The 25,430-nt window shown below is 71.5% G+C and carries 24 protein-coding genes; 16 read left to right on the forward strand and 8 right to left on the reverse strand.

Features of this window, described 5'->3' with window-relative positions; translation table 11 throughout:
- Positions 1-102 precede the first annotated feature (102 nt).
- Both ACZYRU_RS12550 and ACZYRU_RS12555 read left to right on the forward strand, forming a co-directional pair.
- On the forward strand, positions 103-1,050 hold the full coding sequence (locus tag ACZYRU_RS12550) for a carbamate kinase (protein ID WP_488957438.1): 948 nt from the start codon (positions 103-105) through the stop codon (positions 1,048-1,050).
- Positions 1,051-1,061: 11 nt separating this feature from the next.
- Entirely contained in the window at positions 1,062-1,709 is a 648-nt protein-coding gene (locus ACZYRU_RS12555; protein ID WP_488957439.1) for a GntR family transcriptional regulator, read from the forward strand.
- A 22-nt stretch (positions 1,710-1,731) separates the two neighbouring features.
- Here ACZYRU_RS12555 and ACZYRU_RS12560 read toward each other — a convergent pair whose 3' ends face one another.
- From ACZYRU_RS12560 to ACZYRU_RS12570, 3 genes are all read right to left on the reverse strand, one after another.
- Positions 1,732-2,616, reverse strand: a complete 885-nt coding sequence (locus tag ACZYRU_RS12560; protein ID WP_488957440.1) for an arylamine N-acetyltransferase family protein — start codon at positions 2,614-2,616, stop codon at positions 1,732-1,734.
- Between the two features lie 16 nt (positions 2,617-2,632).
- Positions 2,633-3,235 carry a hypothetical protein gene (locus ACZYRU_RS12565; protein ID WP_488957441.1) on the reverse strand — a complete coding sequence of 201 codons (603 nt, stop codon included), beginning with the start codon at positions 3,233-3,235 and terminating at the stop codon, positions 2,633-2,635.
- A gap of 103 nt (positions 3,236-3,338) precedes the next feature.
- The gene (locus ACZYRU_RS12570; protein ID WP_488957442.1) at positions 3,339-4,007 is read right to left on the reverse strand and encodes a lysophospholipid acyltransferase family protein; all 669 of its coding nucleotides are present in this window, start codon (positions 4,005-4,007) and stop codon (positions 3,339-3,341) included.
- A gap of 115 nt (positions 4,008-4,122) precedes the next feature.
- On the opposite strand from ACZYRU_RS12570, the gene ACZYRU_RS12575 reads away from it, so the two are divergent.
- The 3 genes from ACZYRU_RS12575 to ACZYRU_RS12585 all read left to right on the forward strand — a co-directional run bounded on the left by ACZYRU_RS12575 (position 4,123) and on the right by ACZYRU_RS12585 (position 7,252).
- Complete coding sequence (locus tag ACZYRU_RS12575) at positions 4,123-5,463, forward strand: FAD-binding oxidoreductase (protein ID WP_488957443.1); 1,341 nt, start codon at positions 4,123-4,125, stop codon at positions 5,461-5,463.
- Between the two features lie 22 nt (positions 5,464-5,485).
- Entirely contained in the window at positions 5,486-5,839 is a 354-nt protein-coding gene (locus tag ACZYRU_RS12580; protein ID WP_488957444.1) for a cupin domain-containing protein, read from the forward strand.
- Positions 5,840-5,929: 90 nt separating this feature from the next.
- Positions 5,930-7,252: an MFS transporter gene (locus ACZYRU_RS12585; RefSeq protein ID WP_488957445.1), complete on the forward strand. Its 1,323-nt coding sequence runs from the start codon at positions 5,930-5,932 to the stop codon at positions 7,250-7,252.
- On the opposite strand, the gene ACZYRU_RS12590 is transcribed toward ACZYRU_RS12585, so the two are convergent.
- Complete coding sequence (locus tag ACZYRU_RS12590; RefSeq protein WP_488957446.1) at positions 7,167-8,204, reverse strand: Lrp/AsnC family transcriptional regulator; 1,038 nt, start codon at positions 8,202-8,204, stop codon at positions 7,167-7,169. The genes ACZYRU_RS12585 and ACZYRU_RS12590 overlap by 86 nt on opposite strands.
- Before the next feature lie 87 nt (positions 8,205-8,291).
- Here ACZYRU_RS12590 and ACZYRU_RS12595 point away from each other — a divergent pair, with 87 nt between their 5' ends.
- From ACZYRU_RS12595 to ACZYRU_RS12605, 3 genes are all read left to right on the forward strand, one after another.
- Positions 8,292-9,743, forward strand: coding sequence for a M28 family peptidase (locus ACZYRU_RS12595; RefSeq protein WP_488957447.1), 1,452 nt, complete (start codon positions 8,292-8,294; stop codon positions 9,741-9,743).
- Positions 9,740-10,825: a lipase family protein gene (locus tag ACZYRU_RS12600; RefSeq protein WP_488957448.1), complete on the forward strand. Its 1,086-nt coding sequence runs from the start codon at positions 9,740-9,742 to the stop codon at positions 10,823-10,825. The genes ACZYRU_RS12595 and ACZYRU_RS12600 overlap by 4 nt, the downstream gene beginning before the upstream one ends.
- Before the next feature lie 82 nt (positions 10,826-10,907).
- Positions 10,908-12,089 (forward strand): trypsin-like serine peptidase, encoded by a 1,182-nt coding sequence (locus ACZYRU_RS12605; protein ID WP_488957449.1) that lies wholly within the window; start codon positions 10,908-10,910, stop codon positions 12,087-12,089.
- Positions 12,090-12,098: 9 nt separating this feature from the next.
- On the opposite strand, the gene ACZYRU_RS12610 is transcribed toward ACZYRU_RS12605, so the two are convergent.
- Complete coding sequence (locus ACZYRU_RS12610) at positions 12,099-14,498, reverse strand: glycoside hydrolase family 5 protein (protein ID WP_488957450.1); 2,400 nt, start codon at positions 14,496-14,498, stop codon at positions 12,099-12,101.
- 135 nt (positions 14,499-14,633) lie between these two features.
- Between ACZYRU_RS12610 and ACZYRU_RS12615 the strand changes: the two genes are divergently transcribed.
- Positions 14,634-15,455, forward strand: a complete 822-nt coding sequence (locus ACZYRU_RS12615; RefSeq protein ID WP_488957451.1) for an SDR family NAD(P)-dependent oxidoreductase — start codon at positions 14,634-14,636, stop codon at positions 15,453-15,455.
- Here ACZYRU_RS12615 and ACZYRU_RS12620 read toward each other — a convergent pair.
- Positions 15,396-17,528 (reverse strand): MMPL family transporter, encoded by a 2,133-nt coding sequence (locus ACZYRU_RS12620; RefSeq protein WP_488957452.1) that lies wholly within the window; start codon positions 17,526-17,528, stop codon positions 15,396-15,398. The genes ACZYRU_RS12615 and ACZYRU_RS12620 overlap by 60 nt on opposite strands.
- A gap of 133 nt (positions 17,529-17,661) precedes the next feature.
- Between ACZYRU_RS12620 and ACZYRU_RS12625 the strand changes: the two genes are divergently transcribed.
- A complete protein-coding gene (locus ACZYRU_RS12625) occupies positions 17,662-18,792 on the forward strand; it encodes a sensor histidine kinase (protein WP_488957453.1) in 1,131 nt (376 codons plus the stop codon).
- Positions 18,789-19,445, forward strand: a complete 657-nt coding sequence (locus tag ACZYRU_RS12630; RefSeq protein WP_488957454.1) for a response regulator — start codon at positions 18,789-18,791, stop codon at positions 19,443-19,445. The genes ACZYRU_RS12625 and ACZYRU_RS12630 overlap by 4 nt, the downstream gene beginning before the upstream one ends.
- Positions 19,446-19,567: 122 nt before the next feature.
- Here the strand turns inward: ACZYRU_RS12630 and ACZYRU_RS12635 are convergent, their stop codons facing one another.
- Entirely contained in the window at positions 19,568-20,251 is a 684-nt protein-coding gene (locus ACZYRU_RS12635) for a TetR family transcriptional regulator (RefSeq protein WP_488957455.1), read from the reverse strand.
- A gap of 56 nt (positions 20,252-20,307) precedes the next feature.
- On the opposite strand from ACZYRU_RS12635, the gene ACZYRU_RS12640 reads away from it, so the two are divergent.
- The 4 genes from ACZYRU_RS12640 to ACZYRU_RS12655 all read left to right on the forward strand — a co-directional run bounded on the left by ACZYRU_RS12640 (position 20,308) and on the right by ACZYRU_RS12655 (position 23,266).
- A complete protein-coding gene (locus ACZYRU_RS12640) occupies positions 20,308-21,087 on the forward strand; it encodes an SDR family NAD(P)-dependent oxidoreductase (RefSeq protein ID WP_488957456.1) in 780 nt (259 codons plus the stop codon).
- Positions 21,088-21,119: 32 nt separating this feature from the next.
- Entirely contained in the window at positions 21,120-21,518 is a 399-nt protein-coding gene (locus tag ACZYRU_RS12645) for an ester cyclase (RefSeq protein WP_488957457.1), read from the forward strand.
- Positions 21,519-21,921: 403 nt separating this feature from the next.
- Positions 21,922-22,260 (forward strand): hypothetical protein, encoded by a 339-nt coding sequence (locus ACZYRU_RS12650; RefSeq protein WP_488957458.1) that lies wholly within the window; start codon positions 21,922-21,924, stop codon positions 22,258-22,260.
- Positions 22,261-22,603: 343 nt separating this feature from the next.
- Positions 22,604-23,266: a hypothetical protein gene (locus ACZYRU_RS12655; RefSeq protein WP_056893292.1), complete on the forward strand. Its 663-nt coding sequence runs from the start codon at positions 22,604-22,606 to the stop codon at positions 23,264-23,266.
- Positions 23,267-23,370: 104 nt separating this feature from the next.
- On the opposite strand, the gene ACZYRU_RS12660 is transcribed toward ACZYRU_RS12655, so the two are convergent.
- Positions 23,371-23,940, reverse strand: a complete 570-nt coding sequence (locus tag ACZYRU_RS12660; protein ID WP_056893293.1) for a TetR/AcrR family transcriptional regulator — start codon at positions 23,938-23,940, stop codon at positions 23,371-23,373.
- 87 nt (positions 23,941-24,027) lie between these two features.
- On the opposite strand from ACZYRU_RS12660, the gene ACZYRU_RS12665 reads away from it, so the two are divergent.
- Positions 24,028-24,909 carry an SDR family oxidoreductase gene (locus ACZYRU_RS12665; RefSeq protein ID WP_056893294.1) on the forward strand — a complete coding sequence of 294 codons (882 nt, stop codon included), beginning with the start codon at positions 24,028-24,030 and terminating at the stop codon, positions 24,907-24,909.
- The last annotated feature ends 521 nt before the right edge of the window (positions 24,910-25,430 follow it).

The following is a 25,430-nucleotide window of genomic DNA, read 5'->3' on the forward strand; positions in this document are numbered from 1 at the left end:
CGTGAGGGGGTTCTGTGAGCGGGGTCTCAATCCCGCAGTTGATGGTATACCATTCTTCGAAATGGTATACCAAGACGTACCCCATCGAGCAGGAGGAAGTTCATGCGAGTCGTAGTGGCACTGGGCGGGAACGCTCTCGCGCGTCGAGGCGAGCCGATGACGGCCGAGTACCTGCGGGCCAACGTCCGCTCCACGTGCCAGGCGCTCGCGGAGCTGGCCCGCACCACCGAGCTGGTCATCACGCACGGCAACGGGCCGCAGGTCGGTCTGCTGGCCCTGCAGAACCTCGCCTACCAGGACGTCGCGGCGTACCCGCTCGACATCCTCGGCGCCGAGACCCAGGGCATGATCGGCTACGTCGTGCAGCAGGAGCTGGCCAACGCCGTCAAGGGCGAGCGCGAGGTCGCCGGCATCATCACGACCACCGTCGTCTCCGAGGACGACCCGGCCTTCGACCGGCCCACCAAGCTGATCGGCCCCCAGTACTCCGCGCACGACGCCGCCGAGGCCGCGGCCGAGTACCGCTGGACCATCGCCAAGGACGGCAACGCCTTCCGCCGCGTCGTCCCGTCGCCGCAGCCCCTCGCCATCGTCCAGGCGCCGCTCATCCAGCGCCTGCTCGAGGGCGGCACGCTGTGCGTGTGCGTCGGTGGCGGCGGCGTGCCGGTGCGCCTCGACAGCAAGGGCCGCCACGTCGGCGTCCAGGCCGTCGTCGACAAGGACCAGGCCAGCGCCGCGCTCGCCGCCGAGATCGGCGCCGACGTGCTCATCATGCTCACCGACGGCGACTACGTCAGCGAGAACTGGGGCACCCCCGAGCAGCGCGACATCGTCACCGCCTCGGCCGACGCCATCTCGAAGCTGGCCTTCGCCGAGGGTTCCATGCAGCCCAAGGTGGACGCCGCGATCCGCGTCGCCCGTGCCGGCGGCCGGGTCCTCATCGGTCCGCTCGACCGGCTCGACGACCTCCTCGCCCGCAAGGTCGGCACCGAGATCGTGCCGACCCTCGACGAGGGCATCGTCTTCCTCCAGCGCGAGCCCGCCGCCTGACGGGTCCGAGCGTGTCCAGCCGGGAGTCCTCGCGGGTCGCGGACTGGTTGCGTCACCAGATCCTCGATGGCGAGCGCGCGCCGGGGAGCCGGCTCGTCGAGCGCGACCTCGCCACCGAGGTCGGCGTGAGCCGGGTCCCCGTCCGCGAGGCGCTCTCGATGCTCGACGCCGAGGGCCTGGTGACCCTGCGTCCGCACACGTGGGCCGTGGTCCGCGAGCTCTCGCCGGCGGACCTCGCCGATCTCGACGAGGTCCGCACGGCGCTGGAGGTGCTCACCTTCCGGCTCGCCACGCAGCGTCGTACGGCGGTCGGGCTGGCCCGGCTGCGCGAGGCGCTCGAGGCCGAGCTGGCCGGCGCCCGGGCCGGCGACCGCGTGGCAGCGCGCCGCGCGGCCGCCGACTTCCACGAGGTCGTCACCGACATCGCCGGCAACCGGCTGCTGAGCGACCTCGGTCAGACCATGCGCAGCCGGCTGCGGTGGCTGCTCGGCCAGCACGACGACCTGCTGCACGTCACCGCTGAGCACCAGGTGCTGTACGACGCCATCGTGGCCGGCGACGTCGCCGTGATCGAGCGCCTGGTGCTCGACCACATCGCGAGCAGCCACCGCCAGCGGCTCGAGCACGAGCGGGCGCTGCGCGGGTTCGGCGGTGGGTGACCGGGACGACGAGCACGCCGGCCTACCGAGACCCGAGGTCCCGGGACTCCTCCCACCGCCGGTGCGCCGCGAGGACCGTGCTCCACAACCGGTCCCGCTGCTCGGGGGCCAGGTCGTCGAGCGGCAGGTCGAACACGTCGGCCAGCAGCTCGAACCAGGCCGCGCGGTCGGTGACCGGCGCGTCGGATCGGGCGCCCTCGCCGATCCGGCTGAGCACCAGGCCGCGCACCACGTCGACCCCGGTCGCGTCGCGGCGCTCGGCCATCGCGACCTGCACGAAGCCGGACTCGGCGGACGTCGAGAGCCGCTGGTGCTGGACCACGAAGTCCTGCTGCCGGGCGACGCCGGTGGTCCACGCCATGCCGGTGAACCCGCCCGCCGGGTCATGGCTCAGGTGCCAGCCCGTCCCGTCGGCCGACTCCTCGAGCGTCAGGTCGAAGGGTGCCTGCCGGTGGGCCCCGGCGACCAGCGGGAGCGGGTCGTGGAGGGCGTCGCCGAGCCCGCTGTCGACGTACCAGGTGCCGGTGGGGTTGGTCTCGCTCGGGAGGCCGCTGACGGTCAGCACCAGGTGGTTGCCGACGGCGGTCGGGCTCGGTCCGTCCGGGCCGTGCACCCCGCCGACGTGCGCGGTGGTCGCGTAGCCGAGCGAGGTCAGCAGCAGCCCGAGGGCGCCGTTGAGGTGGTAGCAGTAGCCGCCGCGCCGGTCGTGCGCGATCCGGCGGGCGGCCGTGTGCGGGTCGATGTCCCAGGCCTGGCCGGCCTGGATCCACAGCGTCTCGTAGGGAATCCGCTCGGCGTGCCGCTGGACGATGCGCCGCAGGGCCGCGGCCGACGGTGGTTCGGCGGCGACCCCGAGACGGTCGAGGTAGTCCTGCTGGAGCCGGGGGTCCAGCCTGTCGGTGAACACCCCGGCATTGTGCCTGTCAGGCCATCTCGGGCACGTGCAGGTGTGCGTAGGCGAGGTCGAACTCGTGCACCTCGACCACCACTCCGGAGGCCTCCTCCGCCGTACGGTTGCGCATCTCGTCGGCCATCGCGCGGCTGGCGACCATCGCGTCGTGCGACTCCCAGGCCGTCGTCGCGCAGCCCAGGCCGGTGGCCCGGTCGACGAGCAGGCTGGCGCTGCAGAAGCCGTCCATCTCCTCCAGGCGGGGGAGCAGCGCGACCCGGAAGGTCTCGGTCATCGTGTCGAGATCGCCCTCGAGCCAGCTGACCCGGCAGCACGCGCCGTGGTGGCTGCGGTGCATGGCGACGATCTCCCAGCTGTCGACCTGCATCGAGGCGCCGAGGACATCGCGTGCGCGGTCGCGCATCGGCCGCAGCATCGTGTCGCTGGCGGTCATCGCCTCCTCGGTCTGCCACGAGCTGGTCGCGATGCAGTAGCCGGTTGCCCGGTCGACCAGCAGCGAGAGCCCGAGGCAGCCCTCGGCCTCGGCGAGCATCGGGGCGGCCTCGTCCTCGACGAACTTCATGCCCGCGTCGATGTTGGCGGGGTTGCCGTGGAACGTGCTCGAACGTGCGTACACGACCCACTCCTCTCAGGGGCAGGGCGATGCCCGACCGGCATCGCCGGTAGCTCCCTGCTTACTCCTGAGCGGGGCGACACGCCAGCCCTCTGGCGCCGCAGGATCAGGCGTCGACGGGCCGCTCGTTGTAGGCGCCGGCGAGCTCCTGGCCGGTCAGCGCGTGGATGGCGTCCATGATCTCGTCGGTCGCCTCCCGCCGCGCCCGGCCGGGAGCGACACCCTCGAAGCGCCCGGCGAAGTCCAGCGGCTTCCCGAACCGCACGGTCACCTTGGCCCGCCGGGGGAACCGTGCGTCGACCGGCTGCAGCTCGTCGGTGCCGGTCAGCCCGACCGGGACCACGGGTACGCCGGCCGTCAGCGCCAGCTGCGCGACCCCGGTCCGGCCGCGGTACAGCCGTCCGTCGCGCGAGCGGGTGCCCTCGGGGTAGATGCCGAACGCCTCGCCCCGGCCGAGCACCTCGAGCGCCACGTCGAGCGAGTTCAGCGCCGCGCGGGTGTCGTTGCGGTCGACCGGCACCATGCCGAGGCCCTCGAACCAGGCCTTGCTGAGCCGTCCCTTGATCCCCGGTCCGGTGAAGTACTCCGCCTTCGCCAGGAACACGACCTTGCGCGGCGCCACGATCGGGATCACCACGCTGTCGGCGAAGCTCAGGTGGTTGCTGGCGAACAGCACCGGCCCGGTCAGCGGCACGTTGGCGACGCCCTCGATCGTCGGTCGCCACACCGCGCGGGCCACGGGCGGGACAACGGAGTGGAGGACCTCGTACAGCACGGGCTCAGCCTAGGCCCCGGGCAGACCCGTGCTTTCCCCATTCCACGGGATGCCACCGCCCGGCCCCGCAGGGATCGTGAGGGTAGGGAGGGGCCACGAGGCCAGGAGGCCAGGCATGACGAAGTGGTGCGGCCCCGACGAGGCCGGGTACGACGAGCAGCGCGCTCTCTTCAACGCCATGATCGACAAGCGGCCCCGCGTCATCGCGGCCTGCGCCGGACCGGCGGACGTCAAGGAGGCGCTCGACCGCGCCGCCCGTGACGGGCTCGCGGTCGCCGTGCGCTCCGGTGGTCACTCGGTGGCCGGGCAGTCGACCAACGACGACGGCCTGGTGGTCGACGTACGTCCCATGAAGTCGATCGAGCTCGACGTCGCGGCCCGGCGTGCGCGGGTCGGCGCTGGTTGCACCTGGGGCGAGTTCGACGCCGCGGCGCAGGAGCACGGCCTGGCCACGACCGGCGGCCGGGTCTCCACGACGGGCGTCGCGGGGCTGACCCTCGGCGGCGGCTCCGGCTGGCTGGAGCGCCAGCACGGCCTCAGCTGCGACAACCTGCTCGCCCTCGAGCTGGTCACCGCCGACGGCCGTGCGCTGCGCGCCGACGAGAGCCAGCACCAGGACCTGCTCTGGGCCAGCAAGGGCGGCGGCGGCAACTTCGGTGTCGTGACCGCGCTGGAGTTCCAGCTGCACCCGGTCGGCCCGATGATCATCGGCGGGCTGATGCTGTGGCCGCTCGACCAAGGCCCGGAGGTCGCCCGCGCCTTCCGGGACTGGGCGGAGGACGCGCCCGAGGAGCTCGGCTCCGCGCTCGTCGTCATCAGCGGACCGCCCGAGGAGTTCATCCCCGCGCACCTGCAGGGCCAGCCGCTCATCGGCCTCGCCGTCTGCTGGAACGGCGACCATGCCGCCGGGAACGACCTGGTCCAGGTCATGCGCGACCTCGCCCCGGAGGTCGACCTGGTCGGCCCGATGCCGTACGCCGGCCTCCAGTCGATGATCGACGACCCGCCCGGCCTGCGGCAGTACTGGAGCGCCGACTACCACGACAGCTTCCCCGACGCCGCCCTCGACGTCTTCCTCGACGCCGGCGCCCGCCGTCCCTCCCCGATGACCCAGCACCTCCTGCTCCCGTGGGGCGGCGCCCTCGCCCGCGTCGACGCCGACGCCACCCCGCTCAACCAGCGCGCCGCCCGCTGGATCAGCCACCCGTTCGCGACCTGGCTGGACGAGTCCGAGGACGAGGACAACATCGCCTGGGTCCGCGACTACCGCCGGGCGAACGCACCGTTCACCACGGGCGGGGTCTACCTCAACTTCATCGGCGACGAGGGCGACGAGCGGATCCGCGCGGCCTTCGGTGCCGAGAAGTACGAGCGCCTCGTCGCCATCAAGTCGGAGTACGACCCCGACAACGTGTTCGCGGGCAACCAGAACATCCGCCCGCGCGCCACCGTCTGAGCATCCGAGCAGAGGAGAAGCCATGTCCGACAAGCAGAGCATCGACACCCCGCACGAGCGCCGTGCCTTCCAGGCCCACGGCCACATGGACGTCGTCACCCTCGGTGACTTCACCCTCGGCCGCGGCACCTTCGAGCCCGGCTGGCGCTGGTCGAACGACGTCAAGCCGATCGCCGGGACCGATTCCTGCCAGGTCCACCACACCGGCATCTGCATCTCCGGCCAGATGGCCATCAAGCCCGACGACGGCGAGGAGTTCAGCATCGGGCCCGGCGACGTGATCGACCTCGACCCGGGCCACGACGCCTGGACGGTCGGCGACGAGGCCTGCGTCATCCTCGACACCGGGGTCGCGGCGTACGCCAAGCCGAGCTGAGCGGGAGTCCGGTCAGCCGAGTTCTCCGCTCGTCAGTGACGGATTCCTGCATCCCCGGGCGCTGAGCCGATCGTCCTCTACGTTCGGCGCATGGTCGACGAGCTGCCTGCGCGGATCCGGCGAGGCTACGCGCTGGGTGGTGTCGCCACCGGCGTCTACGGGACGGTGCCGTCCCTGCTGCTGATGCCCTACCTCACCGAGGAGCTGGGCGTCGGCGCGCTGCTCGCCGGGCTCGTCGTGTTCGCGCCCAAGGCCTGGGACTTCGTCTGCAACCCGCTGGCCGGCCGCCTCAGCGATCGGGTACGACGCCACGACCGCCGCCGTCCCTTCCTCCTGGTCGCCGGCCCGCTCATGGGAGTGGGCCTGGCGTTCGTCTTCACCGGACCGAGCACGCCCTTCCTGCTCGCCCTGGCCTGGGTGCTGCTCGCCAACCTGGTCGCCGCGACGGCGTACGCGTTCTTCCAGGTGCCCTACCTCGCGATGTCGGCCGAGGTCACCGGCGACTACGGCGTGCGCACGCAGATGATGGCGTGGCGGGTCGGCGTGGTGACCACAGCGATCGCCGTCTCCGGGGTGGTCGCGCCGTGGCTGGCGACGACCACGGGCGGCTACCGCGCGATGGGGGCACTCGCCGGACTGGTCGTCGTCGCCGGCTCGCTGGCGGTCTGGTGGTGCACGCGCGGCGCTCCGGTGGTTCGCGCCGAGAGCGCCGGGGGAGGGCTGCGTGACCAGCTGCGGGTCGTCCTCGGCAACGTCCACGCGCGGCCGCTGATCGCCGCCCTGGTGCTGCAGGCCGCGGGCACGAGCATGCTGCTCGCCGCGGTCGCGTACGCCGCCCGGGTGCTGCTCGGCGACACCGCCAACGGCAGCTACCTGTTCGCCGCCTTCGTGCTGCCCGGCGTCCTGTCCGCGCCGCTGTGGGCCTGGCTCGGGCGTCGCCGCGGCAAGAAGGGCGGCTACCTCGTCGCCACCGCCGTCCTGGCCTGCGGCCTGGTCGCGATGGTCGACGCCTGGTCCGGCAGCCTGACGTGGTGCCTGGTCTGGTCGGCGGTCACGGGAGCCGGGTACGCCGGCATCCAGGTCTTCCCGCTCGCGATGCTCCCCGATGTCGCCGCCCACGACGCCCGCACCTCCGGGCACAACCGGATCGGCCTGTTCTCCGGCGTCTGGGCCGGGTGCGAGCTGCTCGGCTTCGCGCTCGGGCCCGGGCTGCTCGGCGTGGTGCTGGCGATCGGCGGCTACGAGGGCGGCCTCGACGCGTACGACGCCCCGGCCCGGCTCGCCGTCCTCGCCGGCACCTCCGTCGTGCCGGCCGCGCTGGTGCTGCTCAGCCTCGTCGCGATCCGCGCGTACCGCCTCGACGAGGCGCTGCGCGACGCTCCGTCGGGTCCAGCACCTGCCCCTGTCGCTTGACCGGGCGCAGCACCGTCAGCCGGCTGCGCACCTGCCAGCCCTGCGCCAGCGCGGCGAGCTCGGCCTCGATCCCCGGCAGCTGACCGAGCGAGGCCAGTCGCACGCCGAGGGTCAGGTTGCCGGCGCCGATCGTCTGCACGCAGCGGTGCACCGGCGCGGCCGCTGCCAGCGCCCGACCTGCCCGGTCGGGGTCGTCGACCTCGACCTCGAGCAGCACGCCACGCCCCAGCCCCGCGGCGGGCGTCGCCAGGTCGCAGCCCAGCTGGATCGCCCCTGATCGCAGCGCCCGGTCCAGGCCGCGTCGTACCGTCGGCTCGGATCCGCCCACCCGCGCCGCGAGCTCCTGCCCGCTCAGCCGGGCGTCGTCGCCGAGCGCCGCGAGCAGCTCGTCGACCAGCGCGGCCCGGGGTGGCGCCGGGACCGGGGCACCGGCGCGGGGGAGCAGCGCGCGCCGCTGCGAGGCCGAGCAGATCCCCAGCCGCCAGCCGGCGTCCTCGGCGTGCACGGCCGCGACGACCCGGCGCTCGACGAGCTCGCCCACGCACAGTGCTGCGAGCTCGTCGACGCGCTGGCGGACCTCGCCCAGTCCCGAGCCGAGCACCACGACGCCGAGGTCCGCCGTACCGGACACGAGGTCGACGGTGTGCGCCCAGTCCGGTGCCGCGGCGCGCTGGGCGGCCTCCTCGGCGGCACCTGGTGCCGTGCGCAGCAACGCGAGCGTCGCGTCGACGTACGGCGTGAGTCGCGCCGCCGACGGCCGGACCACCCACCAGGCGAGCCGTTCCTCGTGCAGCCGGCGCCAGCGGCGGGCCGCGGTCACCGCGTCGATGTCGAGCACCGAGGCGATCGTCGTCCACGGCGCCCGCGGGTTCACCTGGAGCGCGTCGATCAGCGCGAGGTCGATCTCGGGCAGGATCTCGAGGTGACCGATCCCGTCATCGGTGGGCGTCATGTGAGCAGTCTTGACCATGACTGGTCGAACGCTGTCGGTTTCCGGCGCCCGGACGGTTCGTCATGACGAAGTCCTAGGGTCGTCGACATGAGCCGGCGCACCGCTGACGTGGCCCACGTCGACCAGTTGATGGCGACCATCGAGGACCTGGTCGCGATGGCGCCGCGCGCGACCGGGACGCCGGGCGGCGAGCAGGCGGCGGCGTACGTCGCCGACCGGTTCCGCCGCGCCGGCCTCGACGAGGTGTGGGTCGAGGAGACCGACTCCTTCGCCTGGGAGCCCCTGCTGACCGCGTTGTCGATCGATGGCGACGAGGTCGCGTGCGCGCCGATCCGGCACTGCGCGCTGCCCGGCCACGAGCACGTCGGCACCCTCGGCACCGGCCCCGACGGCGTCGAGGCCGTGGTCGTCGACATCGGCGCCGACGGCGTCGGCGACCACGACGTCGCCGGCCGGATCGTGCTCTTCGACCTGACCTTCGACCTGCCGCAGTGGGCCCTGCTGCCGCTCAGCGAGTACGTCCACGACCCCGACCGGCGGATGCTCAACCGCGAGGCGCTCGGCTCCCGCAACCCCTACATCACCTCGCTCACCCGCACGATGCGCGACGCCGCGGCGGCCGGCGCGGTCGGGGTGATCGGTGTGCTCCGCGACTACCCGGAGTCGCTCGGCTACCACAACGAGTACTACCGCCGGGTCCTGCTCACCCTGCCCGGTGTGTGGATCACGCGCAGCGCGGGGGAGTCGTTGCGTCGTCGCCTGCACGCCGGTTCCGTCGCGTCCCTGCACCTCGTCGCCGAGCGACGCCGGGTCACGGCCCGCACCGTCGTCGGCGTGCTCCACGGGGCCACGCCGGAGACGGTCATGGTCCAGTCCCACCACGACTCCATCGGTCCCGGCGCCGTCGAGGACGCCAGCGGTACGGCGGAGGTCGTCGCGCTCGCCGAGCACGCCGTCGACCGCGCGCGGGCCGGACGCCCCTGGGACAAGACGCTGATGTTCGTCACCTTCGACAGCCACTTCACCGGCTACCAGGCGCACCGGGACTTCGCGCGCCGCTACACGATCGACCCCGGCTCCCCGTACCGGCTGGCTCTCAACCTGACCGTCGAGCACGTCGGGCTCCGCGCGCGTCGTACCGCTGACGGTTCGTTCGAGACGCTCGACCACAGCGAGCCGCGCGCGTTCTTCGAGAACGTGTCACTGCCGATGAAGCTCGCGCTGGTCCGCGCCATCCGCCGCCACGGGCTCGGCGCGACGTCGGTGCTCAACGCCAGCCTGCTGGAGTTCACCCTCGACGGCATGCCCACCGACGCGTCGTTCACCTTCACGGCCGGCGTACCCACGATCAGCCTGGTCTCCGGCCCGCTCTACCTGTACGACGACGCCGACACCCTCGACAAGATCGACGTCGACCAGCTGGTCCCCGTCGCGAACGCCTTCGCCGACCTGATGGCCGCCGCCGACGTGCGGACCGCGGGGCGGCTCGGGCTGATCCCGCGTGCGGCCCGGCGGCTGCTGCCGCGGGGGCGCTGGTGAGCGCGCCGGCCATCCTGTCGCGTCAGCCCGCGCGGGGGCGGGCGGCGCTGGCCGCGGCGGGGGAGTCCTGGCGGGTGTCGTACGCCGCGACCTCGGTCTGGGGCGATCCGACCGTCCTGACCGGGCTCGTCCACCTGCCTGCCGGCGCCGCACCCGCTGGCGGCTGGCCCGTCGTCACCTACGGGCACATGACCACCGGCGGCAGCGACCGCTCCGCGCCCAGCACTGCGGTCGACGGGCACCCGGAGCTGCGCCGGATGACCCAGGGCGATGCCTTCGTCGCGCACCTGCTGCGCGCCGGGATCGCCGTTCTGCAGCCCGACTACGAGGGCCTCGGCAGTCCGGGGCCGCACCCGTACCTGGTCGGTCCCACCCTGGCGACCTCCGTTCTCGACCTGCTCGTGGCGGCGCGCGCGTCCTTCGACCTGTCGGACCGCTGGGTAACCGCAGGTCACTCCGAGGGTGCCGTTGCCGCCCTCCACGCCGCTGCGCTCGGTGCGCCCGCCGGAGCTTCATTGGCGGGGTGCGCGGTGTTCGCCCCCGTCACCCGGATGGACCAGACCATCGGTCTCTCGCTGCGCTGGCCCGTGACCCCGCCCGGCTTCGGCGTCGTCCCTGCCCTCGTCGCACTGATGATCGACGGTGCCGCGACCGTCGATCCCGAGCTGGCCCGCGTGCTGACCGCCGACGGGCTGAGCGACCGTGCCCGCGCGCTGTGGCCCGAGCTCGCCGAGCGCACCCTCACCGAGCTCGCTGATCGCTCCTCGTTCGGAGGCCTCGCGCCGGCCGCGCTCCTCGGCACCCGCGGGGACGTCGTACGTGAGCGGTTGCTTGCCTCGTTGCGCGCCCAGGACATCGCCCACCTGTCCCTGCCTGCCGGGATGCCGCTGCGGATCGACGCCGCCGCCGCCGACGAGGTCGCCCCCTTCTGGCTGACCCGGTCGCTGGTCCGCGGCTACCGCGACGCCGGCCTGCGGGTCGAGCCGCACTGGTGGCGCACCGGCCACTCCGGCGTACTTGCTCCCGGTCGCGCGCCGGAGCCGGCCGCGGCGTGGGTGGCGCACCTGCTCGCGCCGCGCTGAACCGCTGTATCAACCCGTACCCACGCGACCTCCTCTCTGCATGAGCGGTGCCGCCGGCACCGCGTGAGCGAGGAGACAGGCGATGACAACACAAGACGCACCGTTCTCGCAGCGCGAGCTGTGGGAGCGCGACGACGTGCCGGTCGGGGACGACCAGCGGCCGTGGGGCTACGTCACCGAGTCAGCCCGGCTGCTGATGCCGGCCGACGGAGCCGAGGGCGAGGTCCGGCTGCGCGAGGCGGGGGAGCAGTTCGCGGGCCTCCCGGTGCTGCACGCGGACCGGCTGCTGCTGCCCGGTGTGCCGGGACGGGACGCCAACCTCGGGGAGGCGCTGACGCGCAGCCTTGCCGAGCGGGCGGAGGCGGCCCTGGTCCGCGACCGTCGTACGCCGCGCGACGCGCGGGGCGAGATGGGGACGCCGTACCGGCCCCGTGGCGTGCCCTCGGGCATGCACCCGAAGGTGGTCAGCTCCCTGCGCGACACCGCCTTCGGCCTGAACGCACGCGGCACGCGCACGCGGCTGTCGAACCACAGCACCATCATCGGCGGGGAGTCGCGGTCGCTGGTCTACCCCGACGCGTACCCGTACACCGCGGTCTGCAAGCTCTACGTCTACCACCAGGCGACGCCCGGCGGAGCGTGGATCTACGACAGCGAGGCGACGGGCTACATGATCGGCCGGAGCACCATGATGACCAGTGGACACGTGCAGCCCAACGCCGGCTCCGGCTGGATGATCAAGGTCATCCCGGCCTGCTGGAACGGCCAGTCGGTGTTCGGAGCGGGCTTCCTGAGCTACGTGTCGGGCTACTGGTCCTGGAACTCCGACTCGGGCAGCGACATCAAGATCTGCGGCCTCTACGACCCGATCGGCGACCGCACCGGCTACTTCGGCTACCGCCACTACAGCTCGTCGTGGGAGGACGGCGACTACTGGACGATGGCCGGCTACCCCTACGACATCAGCCTCACCTCGATGTCCCACGAGACCGCGATCGCCGTACGTGACGACGACGACGGCGACGACATCAACGTCAACGGCTCCACCTACGACACCACCCAGGTGGAGAGCGACGCCGACGAGGCGTCCGGCGCGTCCGGCGCGCCGCTGTGGGGGTGGTGGGACGACGGCCCGTACGCGATCGGCGTCCACCACGGCGTCGAGTACGACGGCACGCTGTTCGGCACCGAGACCTACTCGTGCGCCTCGGGCGGCGACGGGTTCGTGGCTGCCGCGGGCTGGGGCCGCAGCATGTGGGGGTGAGTCGTCCGGTCAGTCGACCGACGGCGTGACGTCGAGCCGGTAGTCGCCCTCGGCGCAGGCGGTGAGCACCCAGCCCCCGGGGACCTGCTCGGCGACCAGGTCGGTGAGCCCCTTCGGCTTCACGACCGGGTCCGCCGGTCCCGGCACCCACACCCGCAGCCCGCAGGTCAGCGCGTCGACGGTTCCCCGCAGCGTCAGGGTGGCCGAGTCCGCGGCCGTCCCGGACACTCCGGCCGCCAGGCTGGTGATCCGTCCGGGCGCGGCCTGCGGGTAGGCCCGCGACAGCACGCCGAGCAGCTGCTCGTTGCGGGGTGCGTCCTCGCCGGTCGTGCAGTCCTGCGGGACGAGCGCGAGCCCGAGGTCGCCGATGCCGTTCTGCGGATCGCCGCAGGACTGCTTCCACACCCAGTACGCGCTGCCGAGGATCCGCTGGTCCTCCTCGGTCGCGTACCGGGTGATGTGCCCGGCGATCGACTTCTCGTCGCCCCAGTAGCCGTACTCGCCCGACCACAGCGGCATGCCGTGCTCGTCGGCGACGCGCTGCGCCAGCTCGAACTGCCGCTCGGTGCTGACGATCGGTGGCAGCCCGAGCGAGGCGTCCATGGTGATCGACTCGGCGTACAGGTGCGGTGAGAACGCGACGTTGAGGTCGTCGGTGAAGCCGATCGCGGGCCCGCTGTCGATGCCGACGCCCGACCACAGGATGCTCGGCTCGACGAACACGATCTGCGGCGCACCTGCCTCGCGGATCGCGTCGATCGCCTGCGCGTAGAACTCGCCGAGCTTCGTCGACGTCGTCACCGGCGGGGTCTCGCCGAAGCCCGGCTCGTTGATCAGGTCGAAGCCCGCCACTGCCTTCTCGTCGGCGAACTCGCCGGCCAGCTCGCCCCAGGTGCGGACGAGGGCCGTCCGGATGCCGTCGGTGTCGAACCAGAAGTGCTCGAAGGCGCGGTCGCCGGCCGGCGAGATGTCGCGACCCGTGAACGAGCAGCGCGGTGCCCCGTCGAAGTGCGTCGCCCAGCCGGGCGCCCCGTCGTACCCCCACATCGGCTCGGTGCCGGGCCGGCAGCTGGTGCCCTTCGCGGTCGGCGCGTTCGACCAGCCGTCCTGGTGCATGTCGAGCACGGTGCGGATCCCGTGTGCCTTGCCCCACGCGACGGCCTGCTTCACCCGGGCGACGTACGCCGGATCGAGCGAGCCCCGCTCCGGCTCGAGGGCCGACCACGACAGGCCGAGACGCACCACGTCGAAGCCGTACGCCGCCATCGCGGCGTAGTCGTCCTCGCTCAGCTCGCGGGTCGCCGGGACCTCGGGCCGGGCCTGGTAGAAGTCGACGAGCTGGTTGACGTTGACGCCGCGCAGCAGGACCTGGTTGCCCTCGCCGTCGGTGATCCGTCCCTTCTCGACGCGCAGGAAGCCGACCGGCACGGATGCCTCGTTGTGGGCCGTGGCGACCGCCGGCGAGGAGGCGACGAGGGACGCGGTGATCGCGGCCACCGCGCCGACGGCCACGGATGCCGCCGCCGTGCGGGCGAGGCCTGCGGTCCGGTTCGCCAGCGCGCGGTCGCTGACGAGCACGACCGCGCCGACCAGCCAGCCGGTGCACGCGCCGTACGACAGGCCGTCGGCGACGTGGATGTAGCCCGCCAGCAGCGGCCACAGGTCGCCCCGGAAGCCGCCGTCCACGACGAGCCCGATGACCGACTGAGCGACCCCGAAGAGCCCGCCCGCGACGAGGGTCCCGAGCCAGACGCCGAGCAGACCCGGGACACGTCGGTGCGCCCACCGCAGGCCGAGCCAGCCGGCACCGCCCAGCAGCACCATCGCCGCCACCATGCCGAGGACCCCGGCCGCACCGTCGCCGGCGTGCGGCGTCGGGATGCCCGGTGCGTAGGCCGCCCCGGTCCACCACGACCCCGCCAGCAGCGGCGCCGCCGTTCCGAAGGCGACGGCGCCGGCCCACGTGCTGATCGACGCGGGCGCGGGAGCGTCGTGCGGAGCGTGACCCGCATCGTCCTGTCGCCGGTCGGCGAGCCGCACGACCCCCGCGACCACCAGCGCCGTCGGCACCGCCTTCGCCGTGGTGTACCCGCTGGCCCATGCAGAGACAGCGAGGTCGCCGGTCATCGCCAGGCAGGTCGCGCTCTTCGCGAGCAGCGCCGCGAGCACGACCCCGGCGCTCATCGTCCAGGAGCGCCCGCCCGCCCGGACCGCGCTCCACCACACGACGGCGAGCAGCACCGGCACGAACACGACGTACCGGGCGAGCGGCCACCACAGGTCGGCCTGCGGCGTGCCACCGGGCCACCCGACGAGCGCGAGAAGGCCCGTCGGGTCGGCCGCGGCCTGGGCCAGCAGCAGTGCGGATGTTGCGACGACAGCGACGACCGGACGGCGAACCGAGCGCATGTGACTCCATCGGGAGGGGGACTGGTCACGCAAGCATCGGGACGTCAGCAGGCCCGGTCAAGAGGAAGTGGGACATTTGACCCACATGCGGACAGTCCTGTTCCGCGGACTGTGCCGACTCGATAGATTCCGGACATGACGGACGTCGCGCTGGTCACGGGTACCTCGTCGGGCATGGGCATGCACGCGGCCGTTGCGCTCGCGAGACGCGGACTGCACGTCGTGGCGACCCTGCGGGATCCGCAGCGCGCGGGCGACCTGCGCGCGGCGGCCGACGAGGCCGGCGTCGACCTCGACGTCCGTGCCCTCGACGTCGTCGACCACGCCGCCGCGGCCCGCCTGGTCGAGGACGTGTGCGCCGAGCACGGGGCCATCGACGTCCTGGTCAACAACGCGGGCCGGGGGAGCGTCGGCACCGCCGAACAGCTGTCGATCGCCCAGGTCCAGGCCCAGCTCGACCTCAACTACCTCGCCCCGGTGAACCTCGCGAAGCTCGTCCTGCCCGGCATGCGCGAACGCGGCCGCGGCCGCATCCTCACCGTCACCAGCGTCGGTGGCGCCGTCGGCCAGCCCTTCGCGGACGCCTACTGCGGCGCGAAGTTCGCCGTCGAGGGTTTCATGCAGTCCCTGGCCGTGGTGGCCGAGCGCTTCGGTGTGTGGGTCAGCGTCATGGAGCCTGCGGCCGTGTCGAGCTCCTTCGTCGCCAACGTCGAGCGCCCCGACCTCGACGGCCCGTACGCCGACCTGCTCGCCGCCTACGTCGCCCGCACCACCGGCGTCTTCGCCCATGCCCAGACGCCCGAGTCCGCGGGCGAGGCGATCGCCGCCGCCGTCACGAGCGACGACCACCGGTTCCGCTGGCAGAGCTCCGACACGGCGTCCGCCTTCGTCGGCGTGTCACTTGCCGATCTCGACGGTCAGCGGGTCCTCGACTTCACCCGCCCCTGGATCGCCTGACCCCGACTCCGGGTCCATCTCCGGCAGCAGCCGGCCCAGCCACCCGGGCAGCCACCAGTTCGCGTCGCCCAGCAGCGTCATGGTGGCTGGCACGAGCACCAGGCGGACGACGGTCGCGTCGAGGAAGATCGCCGTGGCCAGTCCCACCCCCATCATCTTCACCACGGGGTCGCTGCCCAGGACGAAGCCCGAGAAGACCGCCACCATGATCAGGGCGGCCGCGGTGATGATGCGCCCGGTGCCGGCGATGCCCGCGACGACCGCGCGGGTGTTGTCGCCGTGGTCGCGGTACTCCTCACGCACTCGCGACAGCAGGAACACCTCGTAGTCCATGGACAGACCGAACAGGATCGCGAACATGAACAGCGGGATGAACGACACGATCGGCACCGTCGACTCCACCCCGATCAGGCCGGCCGCGCAGCCCCACTGGAAGACCATGACGAGCACGCCGTACGCCGCGCCGACGCTCAGCAGGTTCAGCACGACCGCCTTCAGCGGCACCAATACCGAGCGGAACAGCACCGTGAGCAGGAGGAACGACAGCAGCAGCACCGCCGCCACGAAGCGCGGCATCCGCTCCTGCACCCGGTCGCCGAGGTCGGCGAAGGTGGCGGTCTGACCGCCGACATGGGCGGTCGCCGCGGTGCCGTCGAGCGCCGCCGGGATGACCTCGCTGCGGAGCCTCGCGACGGTCTCCCGGGTGGTCTCGTCCTGGGGCGACGTGGTCGGCTGCGCCACCAGGATCGCCACGCCTGTGGTGGGATCGACGGTCGGCTCGCCGACCGAGGTGATGCCCGGGTCGGTTGCCACGGCCTCGGCGAGCGGCTCCACGACGGACCCGTCCTGCGAGATGTCGACCGCGATCACCAAGGGACCGTTGGCCCCGGGACCGAATCCGTCGGCGATCAGGTCGTAGGCCCGGCGTTCGGTCCTCGACTCGGGCTTGGTCCCGTCGTCCGGGAAGCCCAGGTTGAGCGCGAGGACGGGTGCGGCCAGGGCGGTCATCAGGACCGCTCCGCCGATCAGGTACGCCGTCGCGTTGCGGGTCACGTGAGCGCCCCACCGGTACCAGCCCGTGCTCGGCCGGTGCGGCGTGCGTCGACGTCCGTTGATCCGGTGTCCCGCCAGTCCGAGGAGTGCCGGCAGCAGGGTGACCGAGGCGAGCACCATCACGAGCACCATCGCGGAGATCGCGACCCCACCACCGGTCACGAACGGGATCCCTGCGACGAGCAGCCCGAGGATCGCCACGACGACCGTGCCGCCGGCGAAGATCACCGCCTGTCCTGCCGTTGCCAGGGCGCGGCCGGCCGCTTCGGCGACCGGCATCCCCAGGGCAAGGTGCTCGCGGTGCCGGGTGACCAGGAAGAGGGCGTAGTCGATGCCGACGCCGAGCCCGACCATGGCCGCGAGCTGCGGCGCCCACGCCGGGATGTCGACCAGGTACGTCACCAGCTTCATCGAGGTGATGCCGATGACCAGACCGAACAGCGCCAACCCGATCGGCAGCCCCATCGCGACGAAGGAGCCGAAGGCGATCAGCAGCACGATCATCGCGACGATCATCCCCGCGACCTCGCCCAGCCCGGTGGGCGCTTCCTCGAACGCGAAGAACAGGTCGCCGCCGGCCTCCAGCGTCACCGACGACTCCGCACGCAGGTCGGCGACGGCGTCCTCGAGGTTGTCGAGGTCGGACTTCGTGAGGTCCGCGACCGCGGGGTACTGCACGCGCACCAGTGCGATGGTGCCGTCCGGAGAGACGCTGCTCGTCGTGTCCAGGACGTGCGGGAGCGCCGCGAGAGCGGCCTCCACCGGCACCAGCTGCGCCGCAGCGTCCTGGGCCTCGAGGACGACCTGGGCGGTGACCCCGCCCTCGTCGGCCTGCGCATCGGCGAGCAGCTCCGCCGCTTGGTAGGAGTCGAGGCCGGGGGCCTCGAAGCTCTCCTCGAGATCGCGCCCGAAGGAGACGGAGGAGGCGATGACGACAGCCGCGAGGACGACCCAGGCGCCGATGGCGACCCACGGGCGGGTAGCAGCAGACCGGCCGAGCCGGTAGAGGAGGTTCGACATGCCCTCCACGGTGGACCGGCGGCGAGCGACATACATCGGGCCTGGGAGTGGGGGAGTCCTCGGCCGAAAGTACGACGAGCAGCTCGTGCTCGTGCCCCTGACGACGAGCGTCACCGCTCTCTAGGGTGAGGGCGTGCCCGCCGCCTTCATCCGCTCGATCCTCGCCGAGCCCCGTGCCCCGGACCCGCCGGCGCGGGCGTGGTGGGACTGGGCCCTGGTGGGCGCCTTGCTGGTCACGGCGACGGGTGAGGGGATCCTCCGCGACGACGTACCGGCGCGTCCCTTGGCCACCGTGGTCGCGCTCCTGGTGATCCCGGTGCTGCTCTGGCGGCGTACCCATCCGCTGCTGGCCACCGCCGTCGGCTTCGGCGGCGCGATGGTGCTGCAGCTCCCGATGATCCTCGACGGCATCGCCAACGCGGGGCTCAACTCCATGGTCTGCGTCCTGCTGCTGCCCTACTCGTTGTACCGCTGGGCGTCGGGACGTGAGGCGCTGATCGGTACGGCGATCGTCGCCGTGCCTGCCGGTCTGGGGCTTGCCACCAGCGAGACCCTCGGGGACGTGGTCGGTGGTTCCATCGTGCTGGTCGCAGCGTTCGCCCTCGGGGCGGCGATGCGCTACCGCGCGGTTGCGCGTCAGCGTGAGGTGCAGCAGGTCCGGACGCTCGAGCGCGGTGAGCTCGCCCGCGAGCTGCACGACGCCGTCGCGCACCACGTGTCGGCCATCGCGATCCAGGCCCAGGCGGGGCGGGCGGTGGCAGCCACCGATCCGGCGTCGGCGGTCGAGGTGCTGGCAGCGATCGAGGCGGAGGCGTCGCGGACCCTGTACGAGATGCGCACGATGGTCGGGGTGCTCCGCGACGGCGAGGCGGCCGACTTCGCGCCGCAGCGAGGAATCGGCGATCTGGACCAGCTGACCCGGATGAGCCCCGTGGTGCAGGTGCACCGCGCCGGCGACCTCGCCGGCCTGCCGCAACCGGTGGAGGCCGCGGTCTACCGGATCTGTCAGGAGTCGGTCACCAACGCGATCCGGCACTCGCTGAACGCCACCGTGGTCACCGTGGAGGTCACCGGCGACGTCGGCGTCGTACGGTTGCGTGTGCACGACGACGGAGAAGCAGCCCGCCCCGCGACCACCGTGGGCTACGGCCTGCTCGGCATGGCCGAGCGAGCCAAGCTGCTCGGCGGCGCCTGCCAGGCCGGGCCGGACCCGGCCGGCGGCTGGACCGTCGAGGCGACCCTCCCGCGGGAGGTCCCGCGATGACGATCCGGGTGGTGGTCGCCGACGACCAGCTGCTGGTCCGCACCGGGCTCACCATGATCCTCAACGCGCAGCCCGGGATCGAGGTCGTCGGCGAGGCGACGGACGGTCACGAGGCGGTGGCCGTGGCACGAGAGCTGCGTCCCGACGTCTGCCTCTTCGACATCCGGATGCCCGGCATCGACGGCGTCGAGGCCACCCGCCGGCTCGCCGGCCCCGGCGTCGAGGACCCCCTGGCCGTCGTGATCATCACGACCTTCGATCTCGACGAGTACATCCACGGCGCACTCAAGGCCGGCGCCCGAGGCTTCCTCCTCAAGGACGCCGGGCCCGAGCTGCTGGTCCAGGCGATCCACGCCGCCGCGAACGGCGACGCGCTCATCTCACCGGACATCACCCGCCGCCTGCTCTCCACCCTGGCCGGCCTGGAACGAGCCTCCCCGCCGACCCAGCCGATCGAGCCGCTCACCGAGCGTGAGGAAGAAGTGCTCCTCACCGTCGCCCGCGGCCGCACCAACGCCGAGATCGCCGACGAGCTGCACATCACCCTGAGCACGGTGAAGACCCACGTCGGTGCGCTGATGAACAAGCTCGGCGCCCGCAACCGCGTCGAGGTCGCGATGTGGGCGTACGAGACCGGGCGCGTCAAGGGATAGCGCCTGCTGACGTCCGATCGCGGTCGAGGCCAAGGATCAAGGAGGCCATCACCGAGCTGCGGACGATCGTGCTCGCCCTCGGCTCGCGAACACCCACGGCGTGGGTCCCGCGCTCGCGACGTTCAGGTCGTCACCCGGTCCGAGCCTTCCAGATAGGTCGCCAGCATACGTTCGAGAAGCACACCCGCAGCGGCCAATTGCTCGTCGCGTGCAGCTCCCTGGGCCAGCACGGCCACGGTTGCCTTGATTCCGTCGAAGGCCCCGACGAGGACGGTCGCCAACCCGTCAGCATCCACATGGGGGCTTGCCTCGCCGGCCGTCTGGGCTTCGCGCACCAGATCGGCGACGAAGTCGATCCATCGCTGGGTCAACGCGGCCGCATGCGGCCGTGCGGTGGGCACCTCTGCCAGCGAGCTGGTGAGCCGGGTCACGGCCCAGGCGTCGGGGTGGCTGCGATGAAGTGCCAGCATCGCCGGCGTCAGCCCGCGAAGCCGTGGCAACCCTGGTCGGAGCGGAGCCAGGCTCTCCCGTACCGCCTCCAGCCACTGCTCGTGCTTCGCCTCGAGCGCCGCAACTGCCAGGACTTCCTTGCTGTCGAAATGGAAGTACACCGCACCCTTCGTCATGCCTGTTGCCGCGATCAGGTCGGCCATCCGGGCGCGATCGAACCCGACGTCGGCGAACACGCCTGCGGCGGCGTTGAGGATGTGGGCCCGCGAGGCCGCCCCTTTCGGGGTACGTGCCGGGCCGTCACCTGCGCCGGGCACGTCGAGTTCGTCAACAAGGGTCTTGCGCGATCCCTTCATGGGAGGCATCCTAGCGAAGGAAAACAAACCAACCATGCGGTTTTTTGAGGAGAAGCATGTCCACCACTCTTGGCCCGCCGGCGGTGCTCATCACCGGCGCTTCATCCGGAATCGGGCGAGCTTTTGCCGATCACCACGCGAGTGAGGGTTCACGGCTCGTGCTGGTCGCGCGTCGCGAGGCGCGCCTCAACGAGCTCGCTGCTGACCTGAGGGCCCGAAAGGGCGTCGAGGTCGACGTGATCGCGGCCGATCTGGCGGCCCCGAACGCCGCCGCGACGCTCACCGATGACCTGGCCGAGCGGCACCTCGAGATCGGAACCTTGATCAACAACGCCGGAGTCGGTGCCCATGGCGATGTCGCTGACGCCGACCCGGAGTCGCTGGTCGCCCAGATCAACCTCAACGTCGCCAGTCTCACCGATCTCAGCGTCCGCCTTCTTCCGGCGATGGTGGCTCGTCGGAGCGGCACGATCATCAACGTCGCCAGCACGGCCGCGTTCCAGCCCGTGCCGCACATGGCGGTCTACGCGGCCACCAAGGCCTACGTCCTCTCCTTCACCCGGGCGTTGTGGGCCGAGACTCGAGGCACCGGTGTCGCGGTGCTCGCATTGTGTCCGGGAGCTACCGACACCGAGTTCTTCGACATCGTCGGCGAAGCCGCGTCGGTGGGCAGTCGCCGCACCCCGGAGCAGGTCGTCCAGACGGCCCTCCGTGCGCTCGAGCGTCACCGGCCGAGCGCTGTCGACGGCGTCGCGAACGCTGCCTTGGCTCGCCTGGCTGCGCGACTGCCCGAACGCGTCGCGATCTCTGCGGCCGAGCGCTCCGTCCGCCCGTGAACGACAACCAAACCCAGTTGGAGGAGACCGCCATGCACATCCACGACTTCGCCGAAGCGGCCGCGGCTGCAGTGAACGCCCACGACGTCGACGCAGTGACCGCCCTGTGGGCCGAGCCTGCGCTCTACCATTCAGCGCTCACCGGACCCCAGGAAGGGCTCGGCGCTCTCCGTGATCGCGAGACCGCCCTCTTTGCCGGCTTCAGCGACTTGCGCGCCACCTGCACCCCGCTCGGCCAGGAGGACAGCACCGGCGTCATGCTCGTGCGGTTCGCCGGTACCCACGACGGCATCTACGCTGGGCTGGCACCCACGGGCCGACCCATTGACCTCGAGATGGTGGCAATCATCGAGTTCGACGACCATGGTCGTGTCGTCGGCGAACGTGTGGTCCTGGACACCTCGGCAGTCCTCGCCCAGCTGGGCGCCTGAGCCGCATCTGCGCGTGCGTCAGGCGTGGTTCCTTTCCGGGACCGTGCGCAGAGGTGGTGCGCGCTGGAATGGCGATCGTGCACCTCGAAATGCTCGATGGCCCCGCGGGACGCCCCGGGGCCATCGGTCGAGCACGTCAGCAGGACTCGCTCAGCTCACGACTCTGGCGTCGCAGCAGGCCACCCGGTGTTCCGGCCGTCGCGTGCCGGAGCGGCTCCGCCGTGGTTCACGCACGAGGGCGTGGGCTGAGTCGACGGCATGGACCGCCTTGGCCCCGCTGTCTAGCCGCGACGACACCGGCCGCCACAGTCGCTTCCGAGTCAGCGAAGCGGATCATCGGGCAAGATCCGCTGTACGTTGTGCGGTGCCGCTCCGCGGCCCGATGCCTTTGACAGGAGAGCCCATGCCCCACGACCCGAGCCAGGCGAATGTCGTCCGGCCCTTCACCCGGCAATCCACCGTGCTCGAACTGGCCTCGACACTGCCCGGGCGTGCGTTCAAGGCGATGATCGTGCGCCAACTCCCTCCGGTCGCCACCGAGAAGGAGCGTCAGGAGCTGGAGGACATGACGGTGGGTCTTCCTCTGGAGACCCTGGTTGAGCTGTCCGAGGGCAAGCTCACGTGGGGGATCGCCGACTCCATCGTCGATCTCGCGAACCGCAAGCCGCACCGCCTGATCCCTCGGGGTGTGGGCGCGGGTGCGCGCGTCCTGAAGAAGGTCACGCGCGCGGTCCGCCGCTGATCGCGCGCACGATCGCATCGACGCGTGGTCGTTCCGCGTCCTGACGCTGACGTACCCCGCGATTCGCAGGTGGTCACGTCGTCGGCAGTGGCGGCATCCCGGCGACCTTGCCTTGCAATGCCGATGGCCCCGGGACTCCCCGGGGCCATCGCCATTGCGAGCCGGCAGAGCCAGCTCAGCTCACGACTCAGATGTCGTAGTTCTGACTGACTGACCCATGCTGACCTGCGCAAACGGCGAAGAAGGCCGGCTGTTTGTACCGGAGTTGTAACAGGCTACCCCGTGTTCTCGGTCGTCCTGGCCGCGTTTGACGGACAACTACGTCTAAGCGAACATATATGTCATGTCGTTGCTCGCCGTCTCCGATGCTGCTGTGAGGCTCGGCATCTCGACGCGACAGGTCCAGCACCTGGTCGCGCGGGGCGATCTGCGCTCACTGGCCAGGGGAGTGGTCGACGAGACCTCAGTCGAACGACTGCTGGCCGTTCGCCGCGGTTCCCACACGAGGGCGTGGGCTGAGTCGACGGCCTGGGCCGCAGTGGCCCTGCTGTCTGGACTGGACGCGGGGTGGCTGGGGGAGAGCCAGCGATCCCGGCTCAGAGGACGCCTCCGCGGGCTCGGTGCTGAGGAACTCATCGAGCGCGCGCGTGGGCGAGCCAGCGTCAGCAGGTACGTGGCACACCGCAGCGCAGGGGAGCGGCTTCGTTCGGAGCTGGTCGACACAGCGTCGGCGGCTGAGCGACTGGGATTGGCAGCGACGAACGTGATCGATGGCTACCTGGCCGCGACTGCCGCGAAAGCGGTTGTGTCGCGACACAGCCTGATTCGCGATGACACCGGGATCGTGACGCTGCGCGCGACGTCCATGGATCTCGATGTGCTCCGTGAGCTGGTCAGCGCCAGCGATGTCTTGGCTGCACTCGATCTGGCCGAGTCCCTCGATGTCCGCGAGAGGCGCGCCGGAGTCGACGCTCTTGGCCGAGCTCTGGACGTGTTCCGTGCCTGAGCGGCCGACCATCGACGTGGCCACGCCCGTCGGTGGCTGGGGCGCACCTTGGCCGAACGTCGCCGAGATCGAGGCTGTGTTGTCCCATGACAAGTGGACTCTCGTCAGAGCGCAGAGCTCGCCTCTCGCAGGGTCTCCAGCGCGGCCAAGGCGTGCGGCCCGAAGTCTGAGCCGTCGTGTGCGTCCACCCAGGCGGCGTACCCTTGCTTGAAGGCGAGTACGCCCATCTCGGCGGCGAGGTGGGCCACGGGCTCGGCGAATCCCCTAGCGACCAGCGCTTCAGTCATGGCGACTGAAAGACCGATCCGCTTGAGCGCCTCGCGCTCCTGGAGCTCGGCGCTCGACGCAATCGCAGCCTTCATCTGAGGGGCGATCTCGCGGTTCATCGGGCCGAACGCCTCGCTGGCTCGCTGGAGTCCGACAGCGACTGCGCCTAGCGGCGTCGCCTCAGCTGTCGCCGCGGAAATGCCCTCGGCAAGCAGCTGGCTCAGTAGGGCCTGACCGGCGGAGAGTAGCTCACGTTTGTCCGGAAAGTGCCGAAAGAACGTGCTCTTGGTGACGCCGGCACGCTCGGTGATCTCAGCGACAGTCGTCGCGTCGTATCCCTGATCGGCGAAGAGTTCGACCGCTGATACGACCAATCGCTCCCGTGCTCCGGGTTGCCACCTTGCCATGCGGCAGATCCTAGGCGATGGCACCCTTGTCCCATCACTTTGGTAGGGTGATGGGACAAAAGTCCCATCACCCCATCTGGAGTCACCATGAAGGTCTTCGTCACCGGCGCAACCGGCAACATCGGTTCGGCGGTCGTCACTGAGCTCACCGCTCACTCGCACCAAGTCATTGGGCTTGCCCGGTCGGCGGCCTCGGCCGCCAAACTGTCGTCCTTCGGAGCCTCCTCGGTCCGGGGTGGGCTATCTGATCTCGATGTCGTACGTGCCGCTGCGGCCGACGCGGACGGTGTGATCCACCTCGCCTTCAGCAACGACTTCTCCAGTCCCCAAACGCTGGCTGCGGGCATTGCGGAGGAAACAGCGGCGATCGATGCGATCGGCGCTTCAATGGTCGGCAGCGACAAGCCACTCGTCGTCTGTTCCGGCACGCCAGGAATCCCCGGCAGGGCCTCAGTCGAGACCGACCCGCTGCTCACTGAGGGGCCCGTCGGAGGTCGTGCCCTGACGGTCACGCGTACCCTCGCCCTGCGGAACCGGGGCGTCCGAACCTCTGCCGTTCGCCTGCCGCGCACCGTCCACCAGAACGGGGAGGGGGGCTTCGCTGGTCTACTCACCCAGATCGCGCGCAGTTCGGGGGTCTCCGGCTACCCGGGCGACGGCACCCAGCGGTGGCCCGCGGTCCACTCCGCCGACGCGGCCGCGCTCTTCAGGATTGCCCTGGAGGCGGCTCCCGCCGGATCGTCGTGGCACGCGGTCGCCGACGAAGGCGATCAGGTAGGAGAGATCGCGAACGTCATCGGCCGCCGTCTCGGAGTTCCGGTTCAACCGGTTCCAGTGGAGGCATACGGGCCGATCGGTGCGATCTTCGCGCTCGACCAGCCCGCCTCCAGCCTGCACACGCGCGAGAAGCTGGGCTGGGAGCCGACTCACCCATCGTTGCTCGAGGACTTGGAATCCATTCGGCCCTGACTCCCCCGGCGACTCGACTGCGCTCACTGCCGGAGGCGGCCGCGGTCGTCACCGGGTGTGCCAGTCGGCAGACGGGGCCATCAGCGCACGAGTTGCGAGCTGTGCCACGTCGGCGCGGACAGGGGTACGCACTGCCGCGCTCTTGGCGGTGCGAAATCTTGACTACATCACAGAAAGGCACGCCAATGACCACTGATCGCCGCCTGGACCCCGAGCTCGCTGCTGCTTTGGCGCAGATTCCCAGAGGGCCCAATGGGGTGTTTGACTTCTCTGACATCGCTACCGCCCGCGTGGCGGTGCGAGCCTTCGCCGAGCAGGTCCCCGCCGCGGTACCCCGAGACCCAAGCGTCGAGGTAGAGGATCAGTCGGCGGATGGGACGGTGATCGCGCCGCCTACGCGGTCGGCGTGCCTCTGCACGTCCTGCGACACGCATCGCGGCTGCAGTCGTATTGATGATCCGAGATCGGGATTTCCCCGGGCCGCTCTTCCGAGTGCTCGACTACCCGATGCTCGACGACCA

It is taken from the genome of Nocardioides sp. F233 (genome assembly GCF_057813895.1).